The sequence below is a fragment of the Dactylosporangium sp. CA-092794 genome (assembly GCF_050948465.1).
Lineage (GTDB): Bacteria > Actinomycetota > Actinomycetes > Mycobacteriales > Micromonosporaceae > Dactylosporangium.
Genome location: NZ_CP192044.1, coordinates 1,528,075 through 1,549,613 on the forward strand (window position 1 = coordinate 1,528,075; position 21,539 = coordinate 1,549,613).

Here is a 21,539-nt window from a genome sequence, read left to right on the forward strand (position 1 = left end):
AGCCGCCCGGTGGCGGTGCGTCCGGCCCGGGGTGGGGCAGGGGTCAGGTGACGTTGGCCTCGACGGTGACCTTGCCGTTGGCCGGCGCGGCGGAGGACAGCTCCTGGTTGAGCTCGGCCAGCCGGGCCTCGGCGGCGGCGACCTGGGCGGTCAGCTCCGTCTCCTCCTCGCGCAGCTTGACCAGCCGGGCCTCGGCCGCGGCGACGTCGGCGTCGGCCTTGCTCTTGGCCTCCGCGTCGCGCTTCGCCGCCTCGATCGAGATCGTGTGGTCGGCCTCCGCCTCGGCCTCAAGGGCCGCGATCCGGCCCTTGAGCGTCTCCGCCTCGGCCGTGGCTTCCCGCAGCCGCTCGACCTCGGCGGCCTGCTCGCGCAGCTGCTCGACCTCGCTCGCGGTCTTGCGGAGCTGCTCGACCTCGCTCGCGGTCTTGCGCAGCTGCTCGGCCTCGGCGGCGGTCTCCCGCAGCGATTCGATCTCGGTCTGCAGGGCTTCGGCCTTCGCCACACTTTCGCGCAGCGACGTGATTTCGGTCTGCAGTGCTTCGGCTTTGGCCGCGGTTTCGCGCAGCGACGTGATTTCGGTCTGCAGTGCTTCCGCTTTGGCCGCGGTTTCGCGGAGGGCCTCGATCTCGGTCTGCAGCGTTTCCACCTTGGCGGCGGCGGTGCGCAGCGATTCGATCTCCGCCTGCAGGGACGCGGCCGCGGACTTCAGCGACGCGGACTCGGCCTCGGCGGCCTCGGCGCGGGCCTGCAGGGCCGCGGTCTCGCCGGCGGCGGCCGCGCGGGTGTCGGCGGCCTCCGTGGTGGCGGCGGCGCGGACGCCCTCGGCCTCCTGGGCGGCCACGGCGCGCAGCTCGTCGGCCTCGGCGCGGGCGGCGGCGCGCAGGCGCTCGGCCTCCGTCTCGGTGTCGGCGCGCTGCTTGGTCAGCGCCGCGTCGTGCGCGGTGCGCAGGTCGGCGAGCTCCTGCTCCAGCGTGGCGCGGTGGGTGGCGAGCTCGGCGTCGACCTGCTGCTTGGCCTGGCCGTGCTCCTCGGCGAGGCGGCGGCGGGCCAGCTCGGCGGCCTCGGTGGCGGCCTGCTCGGCCTGCATGGCGAGGGTGGTCGCGGCCTCCTGGGCCTGGCTCGCGACGGTCGCGGCGTGGTGCTGGGCCTGGGCGGCGACCGAGTCGGCGGCCTCCTGCGCCTTGGCGGCGACCGCGGCGGCCGCCTGCTGGGCCTGCGCGGCGAGGGTGTCGGCCTCGTGCTTGGCCTGGGCGGCCAGGGTCGCGGCCTGCTCCTGGGCCTGGGCGACGATCGCGGCGGCGTGCGACTGGGCGCCGGCGGTCTGCTGCTCGGCGGCGGCGCGCACGGCGTGGGCGTGCTGGTCGGCCTCGGCGCGGATGGCGGCGGCGTGCTGCTCGGCGGTGGTGCGCACGCCGTGCGCGTGCCGCTCCGCGTCGGCGCGGGCCTGCTCGAGCTGGGCGGTGGTGACCTGGGTGATGCGCTGGGCCTCGGCGTGGGCGGTGCCGATGATCCGCTCGGCCTCGGCGTGGGCGTGCGCGGAGCGCTCGTCGAGGCTGCGGGCCTCGGCGTCGAGGGCGGCCCGGCGGTGCACGACCGCGCGCTCCTCCTCGGCGCGGCGGGCGGCCAGGGCGAGCTCGAAGTCCTCGTTGGCCTTGGCGGCGCGGCCGCGGGCCTCGCCGAGCAGGCGCTCGGCGTCGGCGCGCAGCCCGGAGATCTCCTGCACAGCGCCGGCGCGGATGTCGGCGGCCTGGTCCTCGGCGAGGGCGAGGATCTGCTCGACGCGCGGGCCCAGATGGCGGAACGAGACGACGCCGCCGCGGCCGGGCGCGTGGCGGCGCAGCTCGGCGAGCTCCATCTGCAGGTCCTGGACCTGCGAGGCGAGGGCCTGGACCTGGCCCCAGACCTCATCGTTCTCGATCTTCAGCGCGGCGATCTCGTTCTCGGACCGGGTCCAGTACTTGTCGACCTGATCCCGCCGGTACCCCCGGATGACCGTTTCGAAGTTGGGCTCGGAGGACACGCCCGTGCCCGCGTCGAAAAGGTCGCCGTCGTCTGACATGACACCCATCCTCACACGCAACGTCCCGCCGCGCGCAATTTACCAACTGCGCGTGACGGGACGTGCGATCGAACTCCCCGTGAATGATTCGAGAAGCGGCACGACCGCCGCATCCCGCGGATCCGTTAGGCGGAGACCTTGTCGCCGTTGCCCGACTTGCTCTTGTCGCCGCCCTGCTGCGGCGCCACCGACGGCATGATGCCGGCCAGGCCGGAGAGCATCTGCCCGAGCTGCGAGGTGACCGCGTCCTTCTGGCGCGTGAGGTCCTCGACCTCGCGCCGGGCGCGGTTCGTGGTGTCCTCGGCCTCGGCGCGGGCCTCGCTGAGCACCCGGTGGGCCTCGGCGCGGGCCTCGTTGACCGTCTTGTCGGCGAGGTTCTTGGACTTGTCGATCGTCTCGGCGGCGGCGCGCTCGGACTCGACCCGGCGCGTCTCGGCGCGCTGCTCGATCTCCTTGGCGCGGTCCTCGGCCGCCCGGGCGCGCCCCTCGGCCTCGGTGACGAGCTTCTGGGTCGCGGCGACGGCGGAGGCGTGGCGGGCGGACTCGTCGCGCTCGGCCTTCTCCTGCCGCTCGGCGATCTCCAGGGCGAGGGACTGCAGGTCCTTGTCGCGCTTGTCGCGGGCGTCGGTGAGCAGCTTGGTCGCCTCGGCGCGCTTCTCCTCGGCCTCGCGGGCGGCCTTGGCGCGCAGCTGGGTGATCTCCCGCTCGGCGGTGGCCCGCAGCGTCGCGACCTCGCGCTCGACGGTCGCCTTGAGCTCGGCGACCTCGTGCGCGGTGGCGGTGCGCAGCTGCTTGGTCTCGCGCTCGGCGTCGGCCCGCAGCGTGTCGGCCTCGCGTCGCGCCTGCACCCGGACCTCGGCGGCCTCCCGCTCGGCGGCGGTGCGCAGGTTGCCCGCCTCGCGCTCCGCGGTCGCCTTCATGGCGGCGGACTCGGCGCGCGCCTTGTCGGTGATCTCGCGGGCCTCCAGCCGGGCCGCGGAGATGATGCCCTCGGACTCGCGCTTCGCCTCGCCCCGGTGGTCGTTGGCCTGCTCCTCGGCCAGCCGCAGGATCTGCTCGACCCGGGTGCCCAGCCCTGAGAGGGTCGGCCTGTTGTTCTCTTCCAGCTGCTTGTTGGTGTCGCTGAGCTTCTGTTCCATCGTGCCGAGGCGCTGCTCGGCCTGGCGGACGCGGCGTTGGGCCTCGGCGAGTCGGCCCTCGGCCTCTTCGCGGGCCTGACTGGCCTGCTGCAGCTGCGAGTTGAGACGCTGCAGCTTGCTGTCGACCTGCTGACGGTCGTAACCGCGCAGGACGACGCTCAGCTCTTCGTGATCCGAGCCGTTCTGGAAGAAGTCAACCGAGGACTGAGGCTGGGGCATTGGCACATACTTGCAGACCACCCGGGGGCCTTCGCAAGGGTGCGGGGGCGAACTTCCGTGTGGCTTTCATGGTCAACTTCGATGAGCCTGGACGCGCCTGGTTTTTGTCATGCTTTCCGGGCGTGTCGATTGGCCGAACGTCGAGCCGCCGCGGCCACATCGGGGAGGCCGCGAACCGGCCGGTCGCTTGCTCGTGAACGGCCCGTAGCAGCCGGTCACGACCGCGCTGCGGGCTCCACCAGTTCCACCAGCACGCCCCCGGCGTCCTTGGGCTGGACGAAGTTGACCCTGGATCCGGCGGTACCGCGCCGCGGCGCGTCGTAGATCAGCCGCACCCCGCGCTCGCGCAGCGCGGCGCACGTGGCGTCGATGTCGCTGACCGTGTACGCGAGCTGCTGCATGCCCGGCCCGCGGCGGTCCAGGAACTTGGCGATCGTCGAGTCGGGCGACAGCGGCGCGAGCAGCTGCAGGCACCCGCCGTCCGGGGTCGGCCCGACCGACAGCATGGCCTCGCGCACGCCCTGCTCCTCGTTGACCTCCTCGTGGACGCAGCGCATGCCGAAGACGCGGGCGTAGAACTCGATCGCCTCGTCGAAGTCGGCCACGGCGATCCCGACGTGGTCGATCCGCTCGATGCCGATGGGTGATATATCCAACTTCCGAGGCGAGGAGTCCATGGCGATAGTCTGAACTGAATCAACGTTCACGTCGCGACGATGCGCTGTGAAAGTTCTCTCGGAGGCTTCTGCCATGACTCAGTCGGTGATCGTCAACGGCGCCCGCACGCCGATGGGACGCCTGCTCGGCGCGCTCAAGGATCTCCCGGCCACCAAGCTGGGCGAGATCGCCATCCGGGCCGCCCTGGAGCGCTCCGGCGTGGCGCCCGATCAGGTGCAGTACGTGATCATGGGTCAGGTCCTGCAGGCCGGCGCCGGTCAGATGCCCGCCCGCCAGGCCGCCGTCGGCGCCGGGATCCCGATGAGCGTCCCCGCCATCACGATCAACAAGGTCTGCCTCTCCGGCCTCGACGCGATCGCCCTGGCCGACCAGCTCATCCGCGCGGGCGAGTTCGACGTCGTCGTCGCCGGTGGGATGGAGTCGATGACCAACGCGCCGCACCTGCTCATCGGGCAGCGGCAGGGGTACAAGTACGGCGACGTGGTGATCAAGGATCACATGGCGCTGGACGGGCTCACCGACGCCTACGACCAGGTCTCGATGGGCGAGTCGACCGAGCGGCACGTGGCCCGGCTCGGCCTCACCCGCCAGGCGCAGGACGCGTTCGGCGCCGCCAGCCACCAGAAGGCGGCCGCCGCGCAGAAGAACGGCCACTTCGCGGAGGAGATCGCCGCGGTGGAGATCCCGCAGCGCAAGGGTGATCCGCTGGTGATCGCCGAAGACGAGCAGATCCGGCCGGAGACCACCGTCGAGAGCCTGGCCAAGCTGCGCCCGGCGTTCACCAAGGACGGCACCATCACGGCCGCGACCTCCTCGCCGATCTCCGACGGCGCCTGCGCGGTGGTCGTGATGAGCAAGACCAAGGCCGAGGAGCTGGGCCTGACCTGGCTGGCCGAGATCGGCGCGCACGGCAACGTCGCCGGCCCGGACAACTCGCTGACCAGCCAGCCGGCCAACGCGATCAAGCATGCGCTGGGCAAGGCCGGGCTGAGCGCCGCCGACCTCGACCTGGTCGAGATCAACGAGGCGTTCGCCGCGGTCGGCGTCCAGTCCACCGCCGAGCTCGGCATCGACCCGGCGATCGTCAACGTCAACGGCGGCGCGATCGCGCTCGGCCACCCGATCGGCATGAGCGGCGCCCGGCTGGCCCTGACGCTCGCCCTGGAGCTGCGCCGGCGCGGCGGCGGCCTCGGCGCGGCCGGGCTGTGCGGCGGCGGAGGACAGGGCGACGCGCTGCTGCTGCGAGTACCGAAGCAATGACGACAACCCCCTGCGCTCGGGCCGGGGCCCCGTCGACCGGCCTCCGTTAAGGTCTGCGGGTCAACCTTCAGCTTGATCAGCACAGGGGGCTCACCGTGACGGCCTGGACCGTCATGCTGCGCGGCATCAGGTATCGGGCCGGCCGGTCGTTCGTCGTCTTCCTCCTCGCCGTCACGGCGACCACGGCGGCCGTCCTCGCTCCCGCGTACAGCCGCGCCGCGCAGCAGTCCGTGCTCGCCGACGGGCTGTCCGCCGCGTCCACCGGCGCGACCGGGCTCACCGTCGGCGCCACGGGCACCGGGGACAGCGCCGCCTTCACGGACCTCGCCGAGATCCGGCAGACCGTGAACGCGGCCCTCGACCAGGACACCTTCCTCGACGAGCGGCTCGACCGCGCGGTCGCGGCCATCGACACCGAGGTCACCTTCGGCGAGGCGGGCGCGCGCCTCGCGTACCGCCAGGATGTCTGCCGCCGGCTCGACCTCGACGGCGCCTGTCCGGACAACCCGGGCGAGGTCGCGGTCAGCCGGCGCACCGCCGCCGCGCACAACCTCAAGCCCGGCGACCAGCTCACGCTGCACCTCGGCCCGGCCGGAGCGGGGCGCGACAAGGCGTTCAAGATCACCGGTTTGTACCGGCCGAAGGACTCGGGCGCCGCGTACTGGGGCCACACCGCCTACTTCAGCGCCGGCTCCGGCGGCGACGGCGAGCGCGCGGACGCGGTGTTCAGCCAGACCGAGGACGACCTGCGCGCCGAGCCCGCCGCGACGCTGACGACGCGGCTGGAGTTCCCGCTGCGCACGGAGCGGATCCGGATCGACGACGTGCCCCGGCTGCGCCGAAGCCTGCAGGCGCTCGGCGACCGGCTGCGCGGGCGCGAGCTCGAGCTCACCACCGGCCTGCCGGCGGTCCTGCGCGACATCGACGCCGACCAGCGCGCCATCGCCCGCACGGCGCCCGTCATCGCCGTACCACTGCTGCTCCTGTGTTGGTTTGTGCTGTTCCTGCTCGTGGCCTCGCTGACCGAGGAGCGCGGGCCCGAGATCGCGCTGGCCAAGCTGCGCGGCTATGCGCCCGGGCGCGCGGCGCGCTTCGGCCTCGGCGAGGTGGTGCTGCTGGCCGCCGCCGCCGCGCCGGTCGGCCTGGCCGCCGGCCTCGCCCTCGTGCGGCTGGCCGCCCGCGCGCTGCTCGCCCCCGGCGCGGGCGCGGAGGCGCGCTGGCCGGTCTTCGCCGCGGCGGGCGTCGCGTTCGCCGCCGCGATCGTCGCCGCGCTGCTCGCCGCCCGCCGGACGCTGTCCCGGCCGGTACTCGGCCTGCTGCGGCGCGTGCCCGGGCGCGGCGGCCGGCGGGCCGGCGTGACCGAGGGCATCGTCGTGGCGCTGGCCGCGGCCAGCCTGGTCGCCGCCGCGGGCGACCGCGCCTCGCCGCCGGCCCTCCTCGCGCCGCCGCTGCTCGCCCTGGTGCTCGGCATCGCCGCGGCCCGCCTGCTCGGCCTGTGGTCGGCGGCCCGGCTGCGCATCGCCCGCCGCCGCGGCCGCATCGTGCCGCTGCTGTCGGCCGCGCAGCTGTCCCGGCGCCCGGGCGGGCAGCGGCTGGTCGTGGTCGTGACCGTGGCCGTGGCGCTGCTCTCCTTCGCCGCCACCGCCTGGGACGTGGCCGCGCGGGCGCGCGCGGACGCGGCCGAGGACGCCGTCGGGGCGCCCCGGGTCCTCACCGTCAATGCCGCGCACCCCGACGCGCTCGTCTCCGCCGTGGCCGAGGCCGATCCGGGTGGTCATGCGATGGCGGTGGTACGAGCCAGCCAGCGCTTCGACAACAACCCCGTCGAGCTGCTCGGCGTCCAGGCCGACCGGCTGGCCCGCGTCGCCGTCTGGCGCGGGCACTCGCCCGAGCAGATCGCCGGCGTCGCGAGCCGGCTGCACCCGGACGCCGCCGCGCCGCTGCGCCTGGGCAAGGACCTGGGCGTCGAGGCGACCGTCGACACGCTGCCGGCCGAGCCGGCGCTGCGCCTGGCCGCGATCGTGGCCGGCCCGGGCCGGCCGCCGCGCACCGTCGCGCTCGGCGCCCTGGCCAAGGGCACCCGCGGCTACCACGCGGCGCTGCCCGGCTGCACCACCGAGTGCCGGCTCGTCGGCCTCGCGGTCGGCCGCGCCGCCGGCGGCAGCGACCCGTTCGCGGTCACCGTGGCCGTGCGGGCGCTCACCACCGACGGCGGCCCGCTCAGCCCCGGCTTCGACCTCGCCGGCCGCTGGCAGCCCCGCCCGGGCGCGAACGGCGCCTCGACGCTCACCGTGCGCGCGGGCGCGGCGCTGGGCATCGACGTCGCCGGCAGCGACCCCGCCGACGCGGTGGTCGAGCACGTCGACACGCCCGATGCGCTGCCGGCGGTGCTCGCCGGCCAGGCGCCGGCCGACGACGCGCGCGCCGCGACGTTCAGCCTGCCCGGGTTCTCCGAGCAGCCGCAGCCGTTCACCGTGGCGGCCCGCACCGGCAGCCTGCCCCGGGCCGGCCACCGCGCGATCATGTTCGACCTGGACTACGCCACCCGCATGGCCGAGCGGACCGCGAGCCTCGCCGACAACGGCAACCTGCGCTACGAGGTCTGGGCCGGCGCGGGCGCGCCCGCGGACCTGGGCGCGCGCCTGAGCTCGCTGGGCATCCAGGTGCTCACGACCGAGTCGATCCAGGGGTACACCGCCCAGCTGGGCCGCCGCGCCCCCGCGCTCGGCCTGTGGCTGTACCTGCTGGCCGGCGGCGCGGCGCTCCTGCTCGCGCTCGGGGTCGTGCTGCTGACCGCGTACATCGGCGTGCGGGCCCGGCTCGGCGAGTTCGCCGCGCTGCGCATGGCCGGCGTCCGGGCGGGGCAGCTGCGCCGGGCGGTCTTCCGGGAGTACCGCGCGCTGCTCGGCCTGCCCCTCGTCGTCGGCCTGGCCGCGGGGATCGCCGGCGCGCTGGTCGTGCTCCCGGGCGTGCCGCTGGTCGCGGTGGGCACGCCGGCCGGCTCGTTCTCCTACGAGCCCTCGCTCGGCGCGCTGCCGATCGCGCTCGGCGTGACCGTGCTCGGCCTGCTGCTGATCGTGCTCATGGTGCCGCGCCTCCTCGGCCGCGGTCTGCGGGACGGTGCCCGGTGAGCCGCGGCCTGGCGGTGATGTGCCGCGGTCTGGTGTACATCTACCGGCTCGAGGGCTACGACGTGGTCGCCCTGTCCGGGGTCGACCTGGACATCTCCGCCGGCGAGTCGGTCGCCCTGCTGGGTCCGTCCGGGGCGGGCAAGTCGACGCTGCTGTCCCTGCTGGCCGGGCTGCTCCCGCCGTCCGCCGGCCGGCTCACCGTCGGCGACCACGACCTCGCCCGGGCCGGCCAGGCGGAGCTGCTGGCGCTGCGCGCGAGCGACGTCGGCGTCGTGCTGCAGGGCGCTTCGCGGAATCTCCTGCCGTACCTCACCGCGGAGCAGAACGTGCGCTTCGCCCAGCGCGGTGTGCCCGCCGACCGGCGCCGCGACCTGCCCGACCCGCGCGAGGTGCTGGCGCTCGTCGGCCTCTCCGGGCGCGGACGCAACCGGCAGCGCCCGGTGCGACTCTCTCCTGGTGAGCGCCAGCGGTTGGCGCTCGCCGTGGGACTGGCCGGCCGGCCGGGCCTGCTGCTCGCGGACGAGCCGACCAGCCAGCTCGACAACCGGGCCCGCGACGAGGTGCTGACAGCGCTCGACGCGGTCCGCCGGGCCGGGACGACGGTCGTGGTCGTGACCCACGACCCGGACGTCGGCCTGCGGATGGGCCGCACGGTGACCATCCGCGACGGCCGGGTCGGCGCGGAGGGCCGGCGCGGGGAGGACTTCTCGGTGGTGGGCCGCGACGGTACGGTGCACCTGCCGCCGGACGTGCTCCGCCTGCTGCCGCCGGGCACGCTGGTCGGCGTGGAGCCGCAGCCCGACGGCACGGTGCTGCTGGTGCCGGCCCGAGCGAACGTGGAGGGTTTGCAGTGAAGACGCTGACGGTCGAGGGGGTGACGGTCGCGTACGAGCGGGACCGCCCCGTTCTGCGCGACGTGTCGGTCGTGGTTTCGCCGGGCCAGATCCTGGCGGTCACCGGCCCTTCCGGCGCCGGCAAGACAACGTTGCTGTGGGCGATGGCGGGCTTGCTGCGCCCGGCCGCGGGCACGGTCTCCGTGGACAGCACCCCGCTGCGCGACCGCGACCACGCCGTCGCGGAGCGCGTCGTGCTCATCCCGCAGGACAACGGCCTGGCGGCCATCCTCACGGCCCAGGAGAACATCCAGGTAGCGATGATCGCCGGCGGCGCCGCCCCCGCGGACGCCCGCCGCGCCACCGTCGCCTCCTTGGAGCGCCTGGGCCTGGCCAGCCAGGCGGACCAGCTGGTCGAGGAGCTGTCGGGCGGCCAGCAGCAGCGCACGGCGATCGCCCGCGGCCTGGCCTTGCACGGCAGCGTCGTGCTGGCCGACGAGGTGACCAGCGAACTGGACGCCACGAACCGCCAGCGGGTGATGGAGCTGCTGCAGGAGGAGGCGCGCCGCGGCGCCGCGGTGGTCTTCGCCACCCACGACCCGGAGGCGGCGGCCGCGTGCGACCGCGAACTCCACCTCTCCGACGGCGCCGCCCAACTGCTCCGCGGCTGACCCTCCCCCTCCGGCCACCCCCTGCCCGACGGCGCGCCGATACTTTCCAGCCTCCGGCGCGCCGGAAGCCCCTCGCGGCTCGCCGGCTCGGCTCGACGGCGCGCCGACGCCCCCGATTGCACGCCGACCCGGCTCGATGGTGCGCCGGCGCTCCCTCGGCGAGCACTGGCGCCCCTCTACGGTGCGTTGGCGGTCTCGACGTGCTGTGGTGCGGCTCGCCGGGGCGCGGGGCGCGGGGCGCGGCGTGCGCGCGGCGCGCGGGGCGCGCGGGGCGTGCGGCGCGCGGGGCGTGCGGTGCGCGGGGCGTGCGGCGCGCGGGGCGCGGCGTGCGCGGGGCGTGCGGCGTGCGCGGTTGCGATCGCGCGGTTGCGGTGTGCGGTCTCGGCGGTGGCCGCGCGCTCGCTGGAAACCCGTTGCACGAAAAATCCAGATGCTTCGCATCCGGATTTTTCGGACTTATGCCCTGTCAGGCGAAAAATCCGATAAGTCGTGGCGCGGAGCGCCCGACTTATCGTCTTCGGCGGCGTAGCACCGGCGCGGCGACGAGAACTCTCCACGATCATGCCGAAGTCGCCTATGCACCAGGGGTTTTCCATGATCCTGGATACAAAATGTACTCATAGGTACCATATGTCTCCAAGATCATGGCAAATCGGCGATTTCAGCGCGAGCACTCCATGATCACGGAGACTTTCGGCCGCCCCGGCTGCCGTGTCGGGCTCCGCGCTCACGCCCCCTCGGCGCGCCCGCGTCTGCGCGGCTCCGAGCCGGCCCCGGCTGCGTAGGTGGCTGATAGTTACGTGCGTTTGTGCGTCGGTGTGGTGGGGGGCGACGCGGCCTGAACGGGGGTCCCCACCGTGGCGTCGCGCGGGTACGCTCGCTGGCGTTTCAGACCTGGGATAGGGAGAGTGCACCATGAGCGAGGCCACCGCGGGCTTCCCCGCGCGTACGGACAGCGACGACCCGGACCTGACCGGCGACGCCCTGGCCACCGTCGAGCCCGCGTCCGCCGCTGTGCCGGCGGTGCCCGCCGTGCCCGCGCAGGCCGCGGCGCCTGAGCAAGAGCAGCACTCGCGGTTCGACGACGCGGCCGAGAAGGTCACCACGTTCGCGTCCGGGGCGGCGGACAAGGTCGGGGAGCTCGCCTCCAGCACCGCCGCGGCGTCGGGGCGGATCGCGTCGCAGGTGGTCGACCGGCTGCGCAACAACGCGGAGCTGGCCGCCGAGCGCGGTATCACCACGATCGCCGACGAGGTGGTCGAGAAGGTCGCCGGGATCGCCGCGCGGCAGGTGCCGGGGGTGTACGACCTCGGCGGCGACGTGGCGCGGGTCTTCGCCGCGGTGCGGGACCGGATCGGGCTCGGCGGCGAGGACGGGGAAACGTCCAACCGGGGCGTCTCCGTCCGGCTCGAGGGGCGCACCGCGACCGTGCGGGTCACGCTGGTGATCGAGTACGGCTTCGTCGTGTACTCCGTGGCCGAGAAGGTGCGTACCAAGGTGATCGGCTCGGTCGAGAACCTGCTGGGCCTGGAGGTCACCGCGGTCGACATCGTGGTCGACGACGTCCACGTGGACGAGAAGGACGCCAGCCGGACCGGCAACGACGAGGCCCGCGCCGCCGACTTCGCATAAGCCCAAGCCCAAGCGGAGGCGCAAGCGCGGAAGCCCAAGCCGAAGTGGAAGCCCAAGCGCGCAACAGGCGAGCAACAAAGGCGCAACACAGAAAGCAGTGAGCGAGCAGCCAGCCCACGCCCCAGATCGCGGGGCGTGGGCGCGTTATCGAAACGCAATACAACCAAGCAACCGGCCCCGCCGCTCGCAGGTCTTCAAACGACGACCTTGACTACGGGGGAGGGGCCTTGCTGGCACTCGTGCTCGCCGCGCTGCGGGCCCGGCGCGCACAGGCGCTCACGCTGCTCCTGCTGAGCACGCTCGCCGCGGCCGCCGCTGCGGCCGCGCCCTGGTATGTGCTGGCCTCCACCGAGCGCATCGCCACCCGCCACGTCGAGTCCGCGCCGATCCAGGAGCGCTCGCTGGAGACGATCGGCGAGGGGCCGATCGAGGGCGGCTCGGTCGAGGCCCAGCTGGCCGCCGAGGCCGACCGCACCCAGCGGATCGTCGGGCTGCCCGGGTTCACCACCTACACCGAGGCGTATCTGTCCGGCCAGGCGACCGCCGCCGCGGCCGGCGCCGGCGAGACCCGCGCCACCAACTCGTCGCTGACCCTGCGCACCGGCGCCTGCGGGCACGTGACCGTCGAGGGCGCCTGCCCGAGCGGCCCCGACGAGGTCATGGTCAGCTACCGCACGGCCCGCTGGCTGCGGCTCAAGGTGGGCGACACGCTCGTGTTCGCCAACTCGGGGCTGCCGCGGCCGCTGGAGCTCAAGGTCTCGGGGGTCTACCGCCCCGACGACGCCACCCAGGCGTACTGGAGCAGCAACGACCAGCTCGTCGCGAACTCCCTGCCGACGAGCGCGCCGCCGGACATGACCGAGCCGGTCGACGACGCGCTGCTCGCCGCGCCCGCGCTGTTCGACACGAAGCTGCAAACGCCGGTCCGCACCATCGTGGACATGGTCGCCGGGCCGAGCCTGCTGGTCGACAACGCGACCGAGGACGTCCGGTCCCGGCTCGCCGCCGCGACGGTGGTGGCCGCCAACAACCGGCTGACGCTCAACACGCAGCTGCCCACGACGATCGACCAGGTCGAGCGGGACCGGCGGCTGGTCTCGCTGGGCGTGCCGGTCGGCGCCTTCCAGTTGCTGGTGCTGTGCTGGTTCGCGTTGTACCTCGCGGTGAAGTACACCGGCGAGGAACGGCGCCCGGACATCGGGCTGGTGAAGCTGCGGGGGGCCACCCGCGCGCGCACCTGGGCCCTGGTCAGCGGGCAGAGCGCGCTGCCCATGCTGGCCGGCGCCCTGCTCGGGCTGCCGCTGGGCTATCTGGCCGCGCTCGCGGTCAGCGGCGTGATCCACGACGCGTCCGTCAACGCGCAGGCCGCTGGGCTGTCCGTCGGCGCGGCCGCCCTCGCGGTGCTCGGCGCGCTGCTCGCGGCGCTGCTGGCCGAGCGGCGGGCGCTGTCCTCGAGCGTCTCCGAGCTGCTGCGCCAGGCCCCGGCCCGGTCCCGCGTCTGGCGCGAGCTGTTCGACCTGGTGCTGGTCGTGCTCGCGGTGGTCGCCGTCTATCAGGTCAAGCAGCGCGCCGCCGGCGACACCGCCGGGCTCGCGCTGCTCGCCCCCGGCCTCGCCGCGCTCGCCTTCGCGCTGGTCGCCGCCCGGCTCATCACGTTCACCGCGGCGCGGATGGTCGAGGGGGCGCTTCGCCACGGCCGGCCCGCCCGCGCGCTCACCGCGATCTACCTGGCCCGCCGGCCCGGCGTGCACCGGCTCGCCGCGCTGATGATCGTGACCGTGGCCCTGCTGAGCACCTCGGCGCTGACCTGGAGCGCCGGGCGGGCCGAGGGCCGGGCCCGGGCCGAGCTCGAGGTCGGCGCCGACCGGGTGCTGACGGTCCGCGCCGACAACCGGCTCGCCCTGCTCGACGCGGTGCGCGCGGTCGACCCCGGCGGCGCGCACGCGATGGCCGCCGTCGAGTCGGTGCGCTCGGGCGGTGACCGGGTCCTGCTGGTCGACAGCCCGCGGCTGGCCCGGGTGGCGACCTGGCGGCCCGAATACGGCCTCGACGCCGCCGCGACCGCGGCCCTGCTGCACCCCGGCGCGCCGGTGCCGCCGATCACCGTCACCGGTGGCGAGGTCACCGCCGACATCACCACCAGCGTCACCGACTCCGAACCGGGCCAGGTCGTGTTCCTCGACGTCGTCCTCGCCGACCCCAGGGGCGCCCGGGTCACCGCCCGGCTCGGCCCCCTCGCCGACGGCCCGCAGCGGCTCACCGCCGCCGTGCCGGGCTGCGCGGCCCCGCCCGGCTGCCGGCTCAGCTCCCTGCAGATCATCCAGAGCACGCAGGAGCAGAAGATCTTCTTCGCCGCCCGCTCCGGCATCGAGGTCACCGTCCACGGCCTCACCCAGGGCGGCGACCGGCCGGTGCTGGCCAAGGACATGCTCACCGACCGGGCCCGCTGGCGCCTCGGCGTCAACGGCAACGCCCCCAACCTCGTGGCCACCCCGGTTTCCGACGGGCTGCGGCTCACCGTCGCGCCCATCCGCACCGGCGGCATGACCGACCCCGGCATCTATCCGCTGGACACCCCGGCGCCGCTGGCCACCGTGCGGGCCACCAGGCTGCAGCCGCGGCTCGTGGGCGACCAGCGGTTCGGCTTCGGCTCCGTCTCGATCTCCGAGCGCGTCGCCGGCACCGCCACCCGCCTGCCCCGCCTCGGCGACCGGGGCGTGCTCGCCGACCTCGAATACGCCGACCGGCTCGGCGCCGACTTCGGCGCCGGCGATGAGCTGCAGGTCTGGCTCAACGCGAGCGCGCCCGCCGGCATCACGAAACAGCTGCAGCAGCAGGGGGTGAGCGTGCTGGCCGAGGAGTCGATCGACGGCACCGCGCAGCGGTACGCCTCCTTCGGGCCGCCGCTGACCCTGCAGTTCATGCTGCTGTCCGCCATCGTCGGCCTGGCCCTCGCGATCGGCTCCGTCACCGTGGTCGCCGCGGTCGAGCGCCGCCCCCGCGCCCGCGAGCTCGGCGCGCTGCGGGCCCAGGGCGCCCCGGCCGGACTGGTGCGGCGGGTCGGGGTCGAGGGCTACCTGGTCCTGGCCGGCGCCTCGCTGCTGTTCGGGCTGCTGCTGGCGGCGCTGATCCGCGCCTACATCGGCGACGTCCTGCCGTACTTCGCCGACGGATGGAGCGCGCCGTGATCGGGCTGGTCCTGTCGATGGTCCGGGCCCGGCCCGGGCAGGCCCTGACCGCGTTCCTGCTGGCCATGTTCGCGATGGCGGCCGCGGTCAGCGCGCCGGCCTACTCGGCGACCGCCGACCGGGCCGTGGTGCGCAGCGAGGTCGCCGCCGCGCCGATCGCCGAGCGGGTCGTGCAGGCCCGGATCACCACGCCGACCCCCCGCGACCACGACTTCGAAAACCTCGTGCCGCAGGTGTTCAATGGTGGCGCCTTCGCCGGCGTGTTCAGCACCGAGTACGACATCGTCGTCACCCCCGCCGACCCCAAGTACGACAAGATCGCCCCTCGCTTCGTCTACCGCGACGACGTCTGCACCCACCTGCGTTTCACCGCCGGCCGGTGCTTCATCAGCGAGACCGAGGCGGTGCTCGGCAAGGACGCCGTCGAGCAGCTCGGCCTGCACATCGGTGACACGTTTCAGGTCGCCTACGCCACCTACAGCACGGAGGACAGCGACTACTACGAGGCCGGCCCGCGGGTCACCCTCACCCTCGTCGGGGCCTTCGAGCCGGTGAACACGTCGGAGCAGTACTGGTCGGACTTCGACTACTTCAACCCCCGCCCCACCGCCCGGCTGACCGCCGAGCCCGTCTTCGCCAACCGGCTCACCCTGGAGGCGCTCGAGCACGGCCCCGAGCGGCAGGCCCTCGACGTGGTGATCGACCCCAACGCGATCACCCGCGACTCCCTCGACGCGATCAACGCCTCGGTGCGGTCCGGCAACGACAAGCTGGCCTCGCTGCCCGGCCGCGCGAGCGTGCGCACCGGCCTGCCCACCCTGCTGGCCCGGATCAACGGCGACCGGGCGCTCGTGGCGGAGGTCGTTCCGGTGGCGGCGGTACCGCTAGTGCTGCTGTGCTGGTTCGTCCTGTTCATCTCGGTGGCCGCCGCCGCCCAGGAGAAGCGCTTGGAGCTGGGCCTGCTGGCGCTGCGCGGCATCACCGCGCCGCGGCGCTGGTGGCTCTCGGCCGGCGAGAGCGTGCTGCCGATCCTGGCCGGCGCCGCCGTCGGCTTCCTGTTCGGCCACTACCTGGTGCGCGCCGCGGCCTGGCTGCTGCTGAGCAGCTCGGCCGGCGTGCCGCTGTCGGCCGGGCTGGACTGGTGGGCGCTCGCCTCCGTCGGCGGCGCGCTCCTCGCCGCGCTGCTGGCCCAGCGCGCCGAGCTGGCCAAGCGCACCGTCGACCTGCTGCGCAACGTGCCCAGCCGGGTCTCCCGCTGGGGCGCCCCGGTGTTCGAGGTCACCGTCGTGGTCCTCGCCGCCGTCGCGGTCGTGCAGCTGCGCCAGGGCGGCAACGGACTGACCGGCTTCGCGTTGTTCGCCCCGTCCGCGGTGGTGATCGCCGTCGCGCTGCTCGCCGCCCGCGCCGTGCTGCCCATCGCCGAGCGCGCCGGCCGGCGGGCCATGCGCCGCGGCCGGATCGGCCCCACCCTCGCCGCCTACGCCATCTCCCGGCGCCCCGGCACCCAGCGCGTCCTCGCCCTGTTCGTCGTCGCGATCGGCCTGCTCGTCTTCGCCGCCACCGCGGCCACCGCCTCCGGCGACGCCCGCGACCGGCGGGCCCGGGTCGAGCTCGGCGCGCCGCGGGTCCTCACCGTGGAGCCGCTCAGCCGCGCCGCCCTGCTGGCCAAGGTCCACACCATCGACGAAAACGGCAAGTTCGCCATGGCGACCGTGACGCTGCCGGTCTCCGATGACACCGGCGTGCCGCCGATGCTCGCCGTCGACAGCCGCGCCCTGGCCGCCACCGCGCTGTGGGACGACCCGCACGTCTCCGCCGCCGACGCGGCCAAGCTACTCAGGCCCGACCCCGGCCGTCCGTCGATCGAGGTCGACAACAAGGAGCTGTCCCTCGACGTCACCATCGACTCCACCGTCGATGCGTTCCGGGTCCACTGGTTCGCGGTCGTCGTGCCCTCCGACGGCTCCGACGTGGGCCACGTCGACCTCGGCACGATCCAGCCGGGCCGGCACACCTACGTGCGCAACCTGCCGATGTGCGTCAACGGCTGCCGGCTCTCCGCGCTGTCCATGGAGCAGCCCGAAGGCCGCGGCTTCGACGTCTCGATGACCCTGCACAGCCTCAGCCAGCACGGCAAGGCGCTGGTCGACGAGGCCGGGTTCGCCGACGCCGGCGGCTGGCGGGTGCCGGAGTCGCCCGGCCCGAAGCTGCTCGTGCCGACGCTCACCGCGGCCGCCGACGGGCTGCACGCGGAGATCTCCGGCTACAAGGGCGCCGACGTCGCGGTGCGCATCATGCCCACCGACGCGCCGGCGCCGCTACCGGTGATCATGGCCCGGACCGCCGGCATCGGCGACCACATGACCGGCCTGGACGAGGCGCGCCAGTCCGTCACGGTCGCCGCCGAGGTGGAGACGGTACCCAAGCTGGGCTACGCCGGCGGCATCGTCGACCTCGACTACGCCGAGCGGATCGCGACCGACGGCGGCGACGCGATCAACCCGCAGATCTTCCTCGGCCCCGCCGCGCCCGCCGACATCCTCGACCGGCTGCGCGCCCAGGGCCTGACGGTCACCGCGGACCGCGCCGTCGGCCCGCTGCGCGACGCCCTCGACGAGCAGGGCCCCGCCGTGGCGCTGCGCTTCCACGAGCTGGCCGGCGGCCTCGCCGTGCTGCTCGCCGCCGGCGCGCTGTGGCTGGTCGCGAGCCTCGACCGGCTGCGCCGCGCCGGCGAGCTGCGCGCGCTGCGGACCCAGGGCGTCACCCGGCGCGACGCCGGCGCCAGCGGCTACCTCGCGCTGGTCGGCACCGCGGCCCTGCTCGCCCCGTTCGCGGCGCTGGCCAGCTGGCTGCTGGTGCGCGAGTATCTTCCGGTGTTCAGCGACGACCCGCACGGGTTCCACCCGTCGTACTGGCCCTCGCCGGTGCCGGTCCTCGCCGCCTGGGCTTCGGCGACGGTACTGCTGGGTGCGGCGGCGATCGTCGCGGGCGCCCGGCTGCGGGCGGCGACCACTCACCGACGGCGATAGGGACGAGGAGGGGGACACGATGAACGGACTGGCGGTGGCCTGCCGGCGGGTCGTGCACATCTACCGGGCCGAGGCCGGCGACGTGGTCGCGCTCGCCGGCGTCGACCTGTCCATCGGCCCGGGCGAGACGCTCGCGCTGGTCGGGCCGTCCGGCTCGGGCAAGTCGACGCTCATCTCGCTGCTGGCCGGGCTCATGCGCCCGTCGGCGGGCCGGGTCAACATCGGCACGTACGACATGGGCAAGCTCTCCGACGGCGAGATCGCCCGCCTGCGCGGCACCGAGATCGGCGTGGTGCTGCAGGGCGCGGCGCGCAACCTGCTGCCCTACGCGTCGCTGCACCGCAACATCTGGCTGGCCCAGCGGCGCGCCGCCCGCACCGAGGGCATCAAGCTCGACGACCCGGACCGCATCCTCGACCTCGTCGGCCTGCCCGGGCTCGGCCGGGCCCGCATCGACGAGCTCGCCCCCGGCGCCCGCCAGCGGGCTGCGCTCGCCGTCGGCATCGCCGCCGGCCCCGGCCTGCTCCTGGTCGACGAGCCGACCAGCCAGCTCGACACGCACGGCCGCGACGAGGTGCTCGAGGCCCTGGAGACGGTCAACCGCGAGCGCAACACCACGATCGTCGTCGTCACCCACGACAGCGACGTCGGCACCCGGCTCGGCCGCGCGGTGACCATCCGCGACGGGCGGGTCGGCGCCGAGGGCCGCGACGGCCAGGACTTCGCGGTGGTGGCCGGCGACGGCACGGTACAACTGCCGCCCGAGGTCCTCGGGGACTTCCCGCCGGGGACGCTCTTCACCGTGGAGCACATCGACGGGGCCGTCACGCTGGTTGCGGGTGGATCCGACCGATCACTTGCGGCAGATCACCTGGGGCACGTGCAAAACTAGGGCCATGACCGACCCACGCCAGTCACAGTCGATCTTCACCCGCGGGGCGGTGGACCTCGGCGCCCTGGCCGCACGCAACGCGGCGGCCGCGCAGCGGTCCGCCGAACCGGCCCCGTCGGCGCCCGCGGGCGCCAACGTGATCGACGTCACCGAGGCGACGTTCCAGAACGACGTCATCCAGCGCTCCCTCACGGTGCCGGTCGTCCTCGACTTCTACGTCGAGATGAGCGCGCCGCACCAGCAGTTCTCCCCGCTGCTGGCCAAGCTCGCGGCCGAGGGCGGCGGCTCGTGGGTGCTCGCCCGCGTCGACATCGAGGCCAACCCGCGCCTCGCCCAGATGTTCCGGATCCAGAACATCCCCTTCGTCGTCGCGATCGTCGGCGGCCAGCCGGTCGACGCCTTCAACCAGATGCTGCCCGAGCCGCACCTGCGCCAGTGGATCGACGCGGTGCTCAAGGCGGCCGGGGTCGAGGTCGAGCACCCGGAGGACCCGCGGCTGCTCGCCGCCGACGACGCCATGGCCGACGGCGACCTCGACGCCGCCGAGGCCGCGTACCGCAAGATCCTCGACGAGACCCCGGCCGACGCCATCGCCGAGTCCGGCCTGGCCCAGGTCGGCCTGCTGCGGCGGACCGAGGGCGTGGACATCGCCGGTGTGCTCGCCGCCGCCGAGGCCGCGCCCGCCGACGTCGCCGCCCAGCTGCTCGCCGCCGACGTCGAGGTGCTCACCGGGGAGGCCGACCGGGCGTATTCGCGGCTGGTCGCCCTTATCCGCCGCACGGCGGGCGACGAGCGCGAGACCGCGCGCAAGCACCTGGTCTCGCTGTTCACCGTCGCCGGCCCGGACGACCCCGCGGTCGCCAAGGCCCGCCGGGCACTGGCGAGCGCGCTCTTCTGACGGCGCCCGCATGCGCCGGATCGCCGTCGTCGACGCACCGAGCAACCTGGGGTTACGGCCACCGACCGCTACCTCGGTGCCCGGCTGCGCCAAGGCGCCCGGCGCACTGCGCGACCACAACCTGCTGGCCCGCCTCGGCGCGCGCGACGCCGGCTGCATCACCCCGCCGCGGTACGACCCGGCGGGGTGGCAGCCCGGCGACGGGGTGGCCCAGTCGGCGGAGATCGCCGTCTTCGTCCGCCGGCTCGCCGACCGCATCGGCTCGATCCTCGCCTCCGGCGACTTCCCCCTGGTCCTGGGCGGCGACTGCTCGATCCTGCTCGGCGCCGGCCTGGCCATGCGCCGCTACCAGACCGAGCTCGGCGGCCGGATCGGCCTGATCTACGTCGACGGCCACTCCGACTTCCGCCACGAGGGCAACGCCTCCTACATCGGCGCCGCCGCGGGCGAGGCCCTGGCCCTGGCCACCGGCCGCGGCCAGGCCAACCTGGCCTCGATCGAGCAGCGCCGCCCGTATTTCCGCGACGTCGACGTGGCCCTGCTCGGCATCCGCACGCACGACGAGTACCGCCTCGACCTGCAGGCCGCCGGCATCGTCGCCCGCGCCGTCCCGGAGCTGCGCTCCAACGGCGCCGCCCGCTCCGCGCAGTGGGCCCGCGACCAGATCCGCGACTGCGCCGGCTTCTGGGTGCACGTCGACGTCGACGTGCTCGACCCGGCGGTCATGCCGGCCGTGGACGCGCCCGACGTGGGCGGCATCGCCTACCGCGAGCTGGAGATCCTGCTCAGCGGCCTGGTCGCCGATCCGCGCTGCCTGGGCGCGCAGGTGACGGTCTTCGACCCGGACTACGACCCCGACGGGCAGTATGCGGCCGAGGTCACCGACGTGCTCGTCGCCGGCCTGGAGCCGTTGATCACGTCGTCGGCGCTGGTCGCGGCCTCGCCGGACCCGGTGATCTCGGCCCCGCCGTTCGCCGCCCCGGTCTCCGCGCCCCCGGTCTCCGCCCCGCCCCTGGCCACCCCGCGCATCCCCTACACGCAGCCCATGGCCCGTCCGCCGGAGATATCGGATATGTCCGATACGGAGTCGACGGCGGGCGGCGCCGAGGGGCGCATGGTCCACTTCCACCGCTTCTCTTCCGCCATTTCGGATATATCCGAAATGTCCGATAGGGGGGCGGAGGTCGCGGCCGCCGGGAACGCGGCATCTGCCGAGGAAGAGGACGAGGAGTTCGTTGCCATCCGCGAGGAGTCGGGGGCCGTGGCAGGGCCCGATACGGCAGATGTCGTCGAGGGAGATTTCGGCGCTGTCGGCGAGCGCGAGGTGGGTGACGCCTCGGCGGACGGGTGGGCCGAGCCCGTGCTGGCCGATCGCGGGCCGGCAGGCGACGAGGTGGGGGCCGTGGCGGCCGATCGCGGGCCGGTGGTCGGCGAGGAGGTGGAGGCTGCGGTGGTCGAGGCGGAGACGGACGAGCTGGTAATGGACCGGGCGGGAATGAGCGACGCCGGAGTGGCCGAGGACGTGGCGGTTGAGGGCGCCGGAGCCGGGGGAGGGTCGGCCCCGCCGGAGGTGGTCGACGGCATGACGTTGGGGGATGGGGTCCGGGCCGGGCTGTCGGCGCGGCGGCGGACCAACCGGGTCGCCGCGTTGTCGCTGGACTCGTTGCCGCGCGACGCCGTGGGGCCGGGTGGGCTGCGGCCGCCGTTCGTGCCGTCGCAAGGGGCGCGGCGCAAGGGGCCGGACTCGCCCGAGTCGCCGCTCACCGACGTCGTGCCGGCCGCGCGGACGCCCATGGACGAGGAAGAGCCGGCCGGATAGCCGCCGCGGCCGGCACGACGGCCGCGCGGACGCCCGTGGACGAGGAAGAGCCGGCCGGAGAGCCGCCGCGGCCGGCCCCGGTGGTCCCGGG

Annotated in this window: 12 protein-coding genes and 1 pseudogene; 10 read left to right on the plus strand and 3 right to left on the minus strand. The window is 74.6% G+C overall.

Translation table 11 applies throughout. The annotated features are described in order from the left end of the window. Positions 1-43: 43 nt before the first annotated feature. The 3 genes from ACQPXD_RS06765 to mce all read right to left on the minus strand — a co-directional run bounded on the left by ACQPXD_RS06765 (position 44) and on the right by mce (position 4,094). Entirely contained in the window at positions 44-2,059 is a 2,016-nt protein-coding gene (locus ACQPXD_RS06765; RefSeq protein WP_432835892.1) for a hypothetical protein, read from the minus strand. A 125-nt stretch (positions 2,060-2,184) separates the two neighbouring features. Beyond that, entirely contained in the window at positions 2,185-3,417 is a 1,233-nt protein-coding gene (locus tag ACQPXD_RS06770; RefSeq protein ID WP_432835894.1) for a cell division protein DivIVA, read from the minus strand. Between the two features lie 215 nt (positions 3,418-3,632). Further along, positions 3,633-4,094 (minus strand): methylmalonyl-CoA epimerase, encoded by a 462-nt coding sequence (mce, locus tag ACQPXD_RS06775; RefSeq protein ID WP_432835896.1) that lies wholly within the window; start codon positions 4,092-4,094, stop codon positions 3,633-3,635. Positions 4,095-4,167: 73 nt separating this feature from the next. On the opposite strand from mce, the gene ACQPXD_RS06780 reads away from it, so the two are divergent. The 10 genes and pseudogenes from ACQPXD_RS06780 to ACQPXD_RS06825 form a co-directional block, all read left to right on the plus strand. Beyond that, entirely contained in the window at positions 4,168-5,355 is a 1,188-nt protein-coding gene (locus ACQPXD_RS06780; protein ID WP_432835898.1) for an acetyl-CoA C-acetyltransferase, read from the plus strand. 95 nt (positions 5,356-5,450) lie between these two features. Further along, positions 5,451-8,486, plus strand: a complete 3,036-nt coding sequence (locus ACQPXD_RS06785) for an FtsX-like permease family protein (RefSeq protein WP_432835900.1) — start codon at positions 5,451-5,453, stop codon at positions 8,484-8,486. A 17-nt stretch (positions 8,487-8,503) separates the two neighbouring features. Continuing rightward, the gene (locus ACQPXD_RS06790) at positions 8,504-9,340 is read left to right on the plus strand and encodes an ABC transporter ATP-binding protein (protein ID WP_432843678.1); all 837 of its coding nucleotides are present in this window, start codon (positions 8,504-8,506) and stop codon (positions 9,338-9,340) included. Next, the gene (locus tag ACQPXD_RS06795) at positions 9,337-9,990 is read left to right on the plus strand and encodes an ATP-binding cassette domain-containing protein (RefSeq protein ID WP_432835902.1); all 654 of its coding nucleotides are present in this window, start codon (positions 9,337-9,339) and stop codon (positions 9,988-9,990) included. The genes ACQPXD_RS06790 and ACQPXD_RS06795 overlap by 4 nt, the downstream gene beginning before the upstream one ends. Before the next feature lie 915 nt (positions 9,991-10,905). After that, entirely contained in the window at positions 10,906-11,622 is a 717-nt protein-coding gene (locus ACQPXD_RS06800; protein WP_432835904.1) for an Asp23/Gls24 family envelope stress response protein, read from the plus strand. Positions 11,623-11,849: 227 nt separating this feature from the next. Beyond that, positions 11,850-14,810, plus strand: coding sequence for an FtsX-like permease family protein (locus ACQPXD_RS06805; RefSeq protein WP_432835906.1), 2,961 nt, complete (start codon positions 11,850-11,852; stop codon positions 14,808-14,810). Then, positions 14,807-17,839: an ABC transporter permease gene (locus ACQPXD_RS06810; RefSeq protein WP_432835908.1), complete on the plus strand. Its 3,033-nt coding sequence runs from the start codon at positions 14,807-14,809 to the stop codon at positions 17,837-17,839. The genes ACQPXD_RS06805 and ACQPXD_RS06810 overlap by 4 nt, the downstream gene beginning before the upstream one ends. Before the next feature lie 19 nt (positions 17,840-17,858). Next, positions 17,859-18,731 carry an ABC transporter ATP-binding protein gene (locus ACQPXD_RS06815; RefSeq protein WP_432835910.1) on the plus strand — a complete coding sequence of 291 codons (873 nt, stop codon included), beginning with the start codon at positions 17,859-17,861 and terminating at the stop codon, positions 18,729-18,731. Between the two features lie 4 nt (positions 18,732-18,735). Continuing rightward, entirely contained in the window at positions 18,736-19,629 is an 894-nt protein-coding gene (locus tag ACQPXD_RS06820) for a tetratricopeptide repeat protein (protein ID WP_432835912.1), read from the plus strand. Between the two features lie 10 nt (positions 19,630-19,639). Beyond that, positions 19,640-20,582, plus strand: a pseudogene (locus ACQPXD_RS06825) (arginase family protein); the annotation flags it as partial. Positions 20,583-21,539 lie beyond the last annotated feature (957 nt).

Excerpts from the sequence above, each read along its gene's own strand:
- ACQPXD_RS06800 (WP_432835904.1), top strand. The coding sequence starts at position 10,906 with ATGAGCGAGGCCACCGCGGGCTTCCCCGCGCGTACGGACAGCGACGAC.
- ACQPXD_RS06780 (WP_432835898.1), top strand. The coding sequence starts at position 4,168 with ATGACTCAGTCGGTGATCGTCAACGGCGCCCGCACGCCGATGGGACGC.
- ACQPXD_RS06790 (WP_432843678.1), top strand. The coding sequence starts at position 8,504 with ATGTGCCGCGGTCTGGTGTACATCTACCGGCTCGAGGGCTACGACGTG.
- ACQPXD_RS06770 (WP_432835894.1), bottom strand. The coding sequence starts at position 3,417 with ATGCCCCAGCCTCAGTCCTCGGTTGACTTCTTCCAGAACGGCTCGGAT.
- ACQPXD_RS06765 (WP_432835892.1), bottom strand. The coding sequence starts at position 2,059 with ATGTCAGACGACGGCGACCTTTTCGACGCGGGCACGGGCGTGTCCTCC.
- ACQPXD_RS06820 (WP_432835912.1), top strand. The coding sequence starts at position 18,736 with ATGACCGACCCACGCCAGTCACAGTCGATCTTCACCCGCGGGGCGGTG.
- mce (WP_432835896.1), bottom strand. The coding sequence starts at position 4,094 with ATGGACTCCTCGCCTCGGAAGTTGGATATATCACCCATCGGCATCGAG.
- ACQPXD_RS06815 (WP_432835910.1), top strand. The coding sequence starts at position 17,859 with ATGAACGGACTGGCGGTGGCCTGCCGGCGGGTCGTGCACATCTACCGG.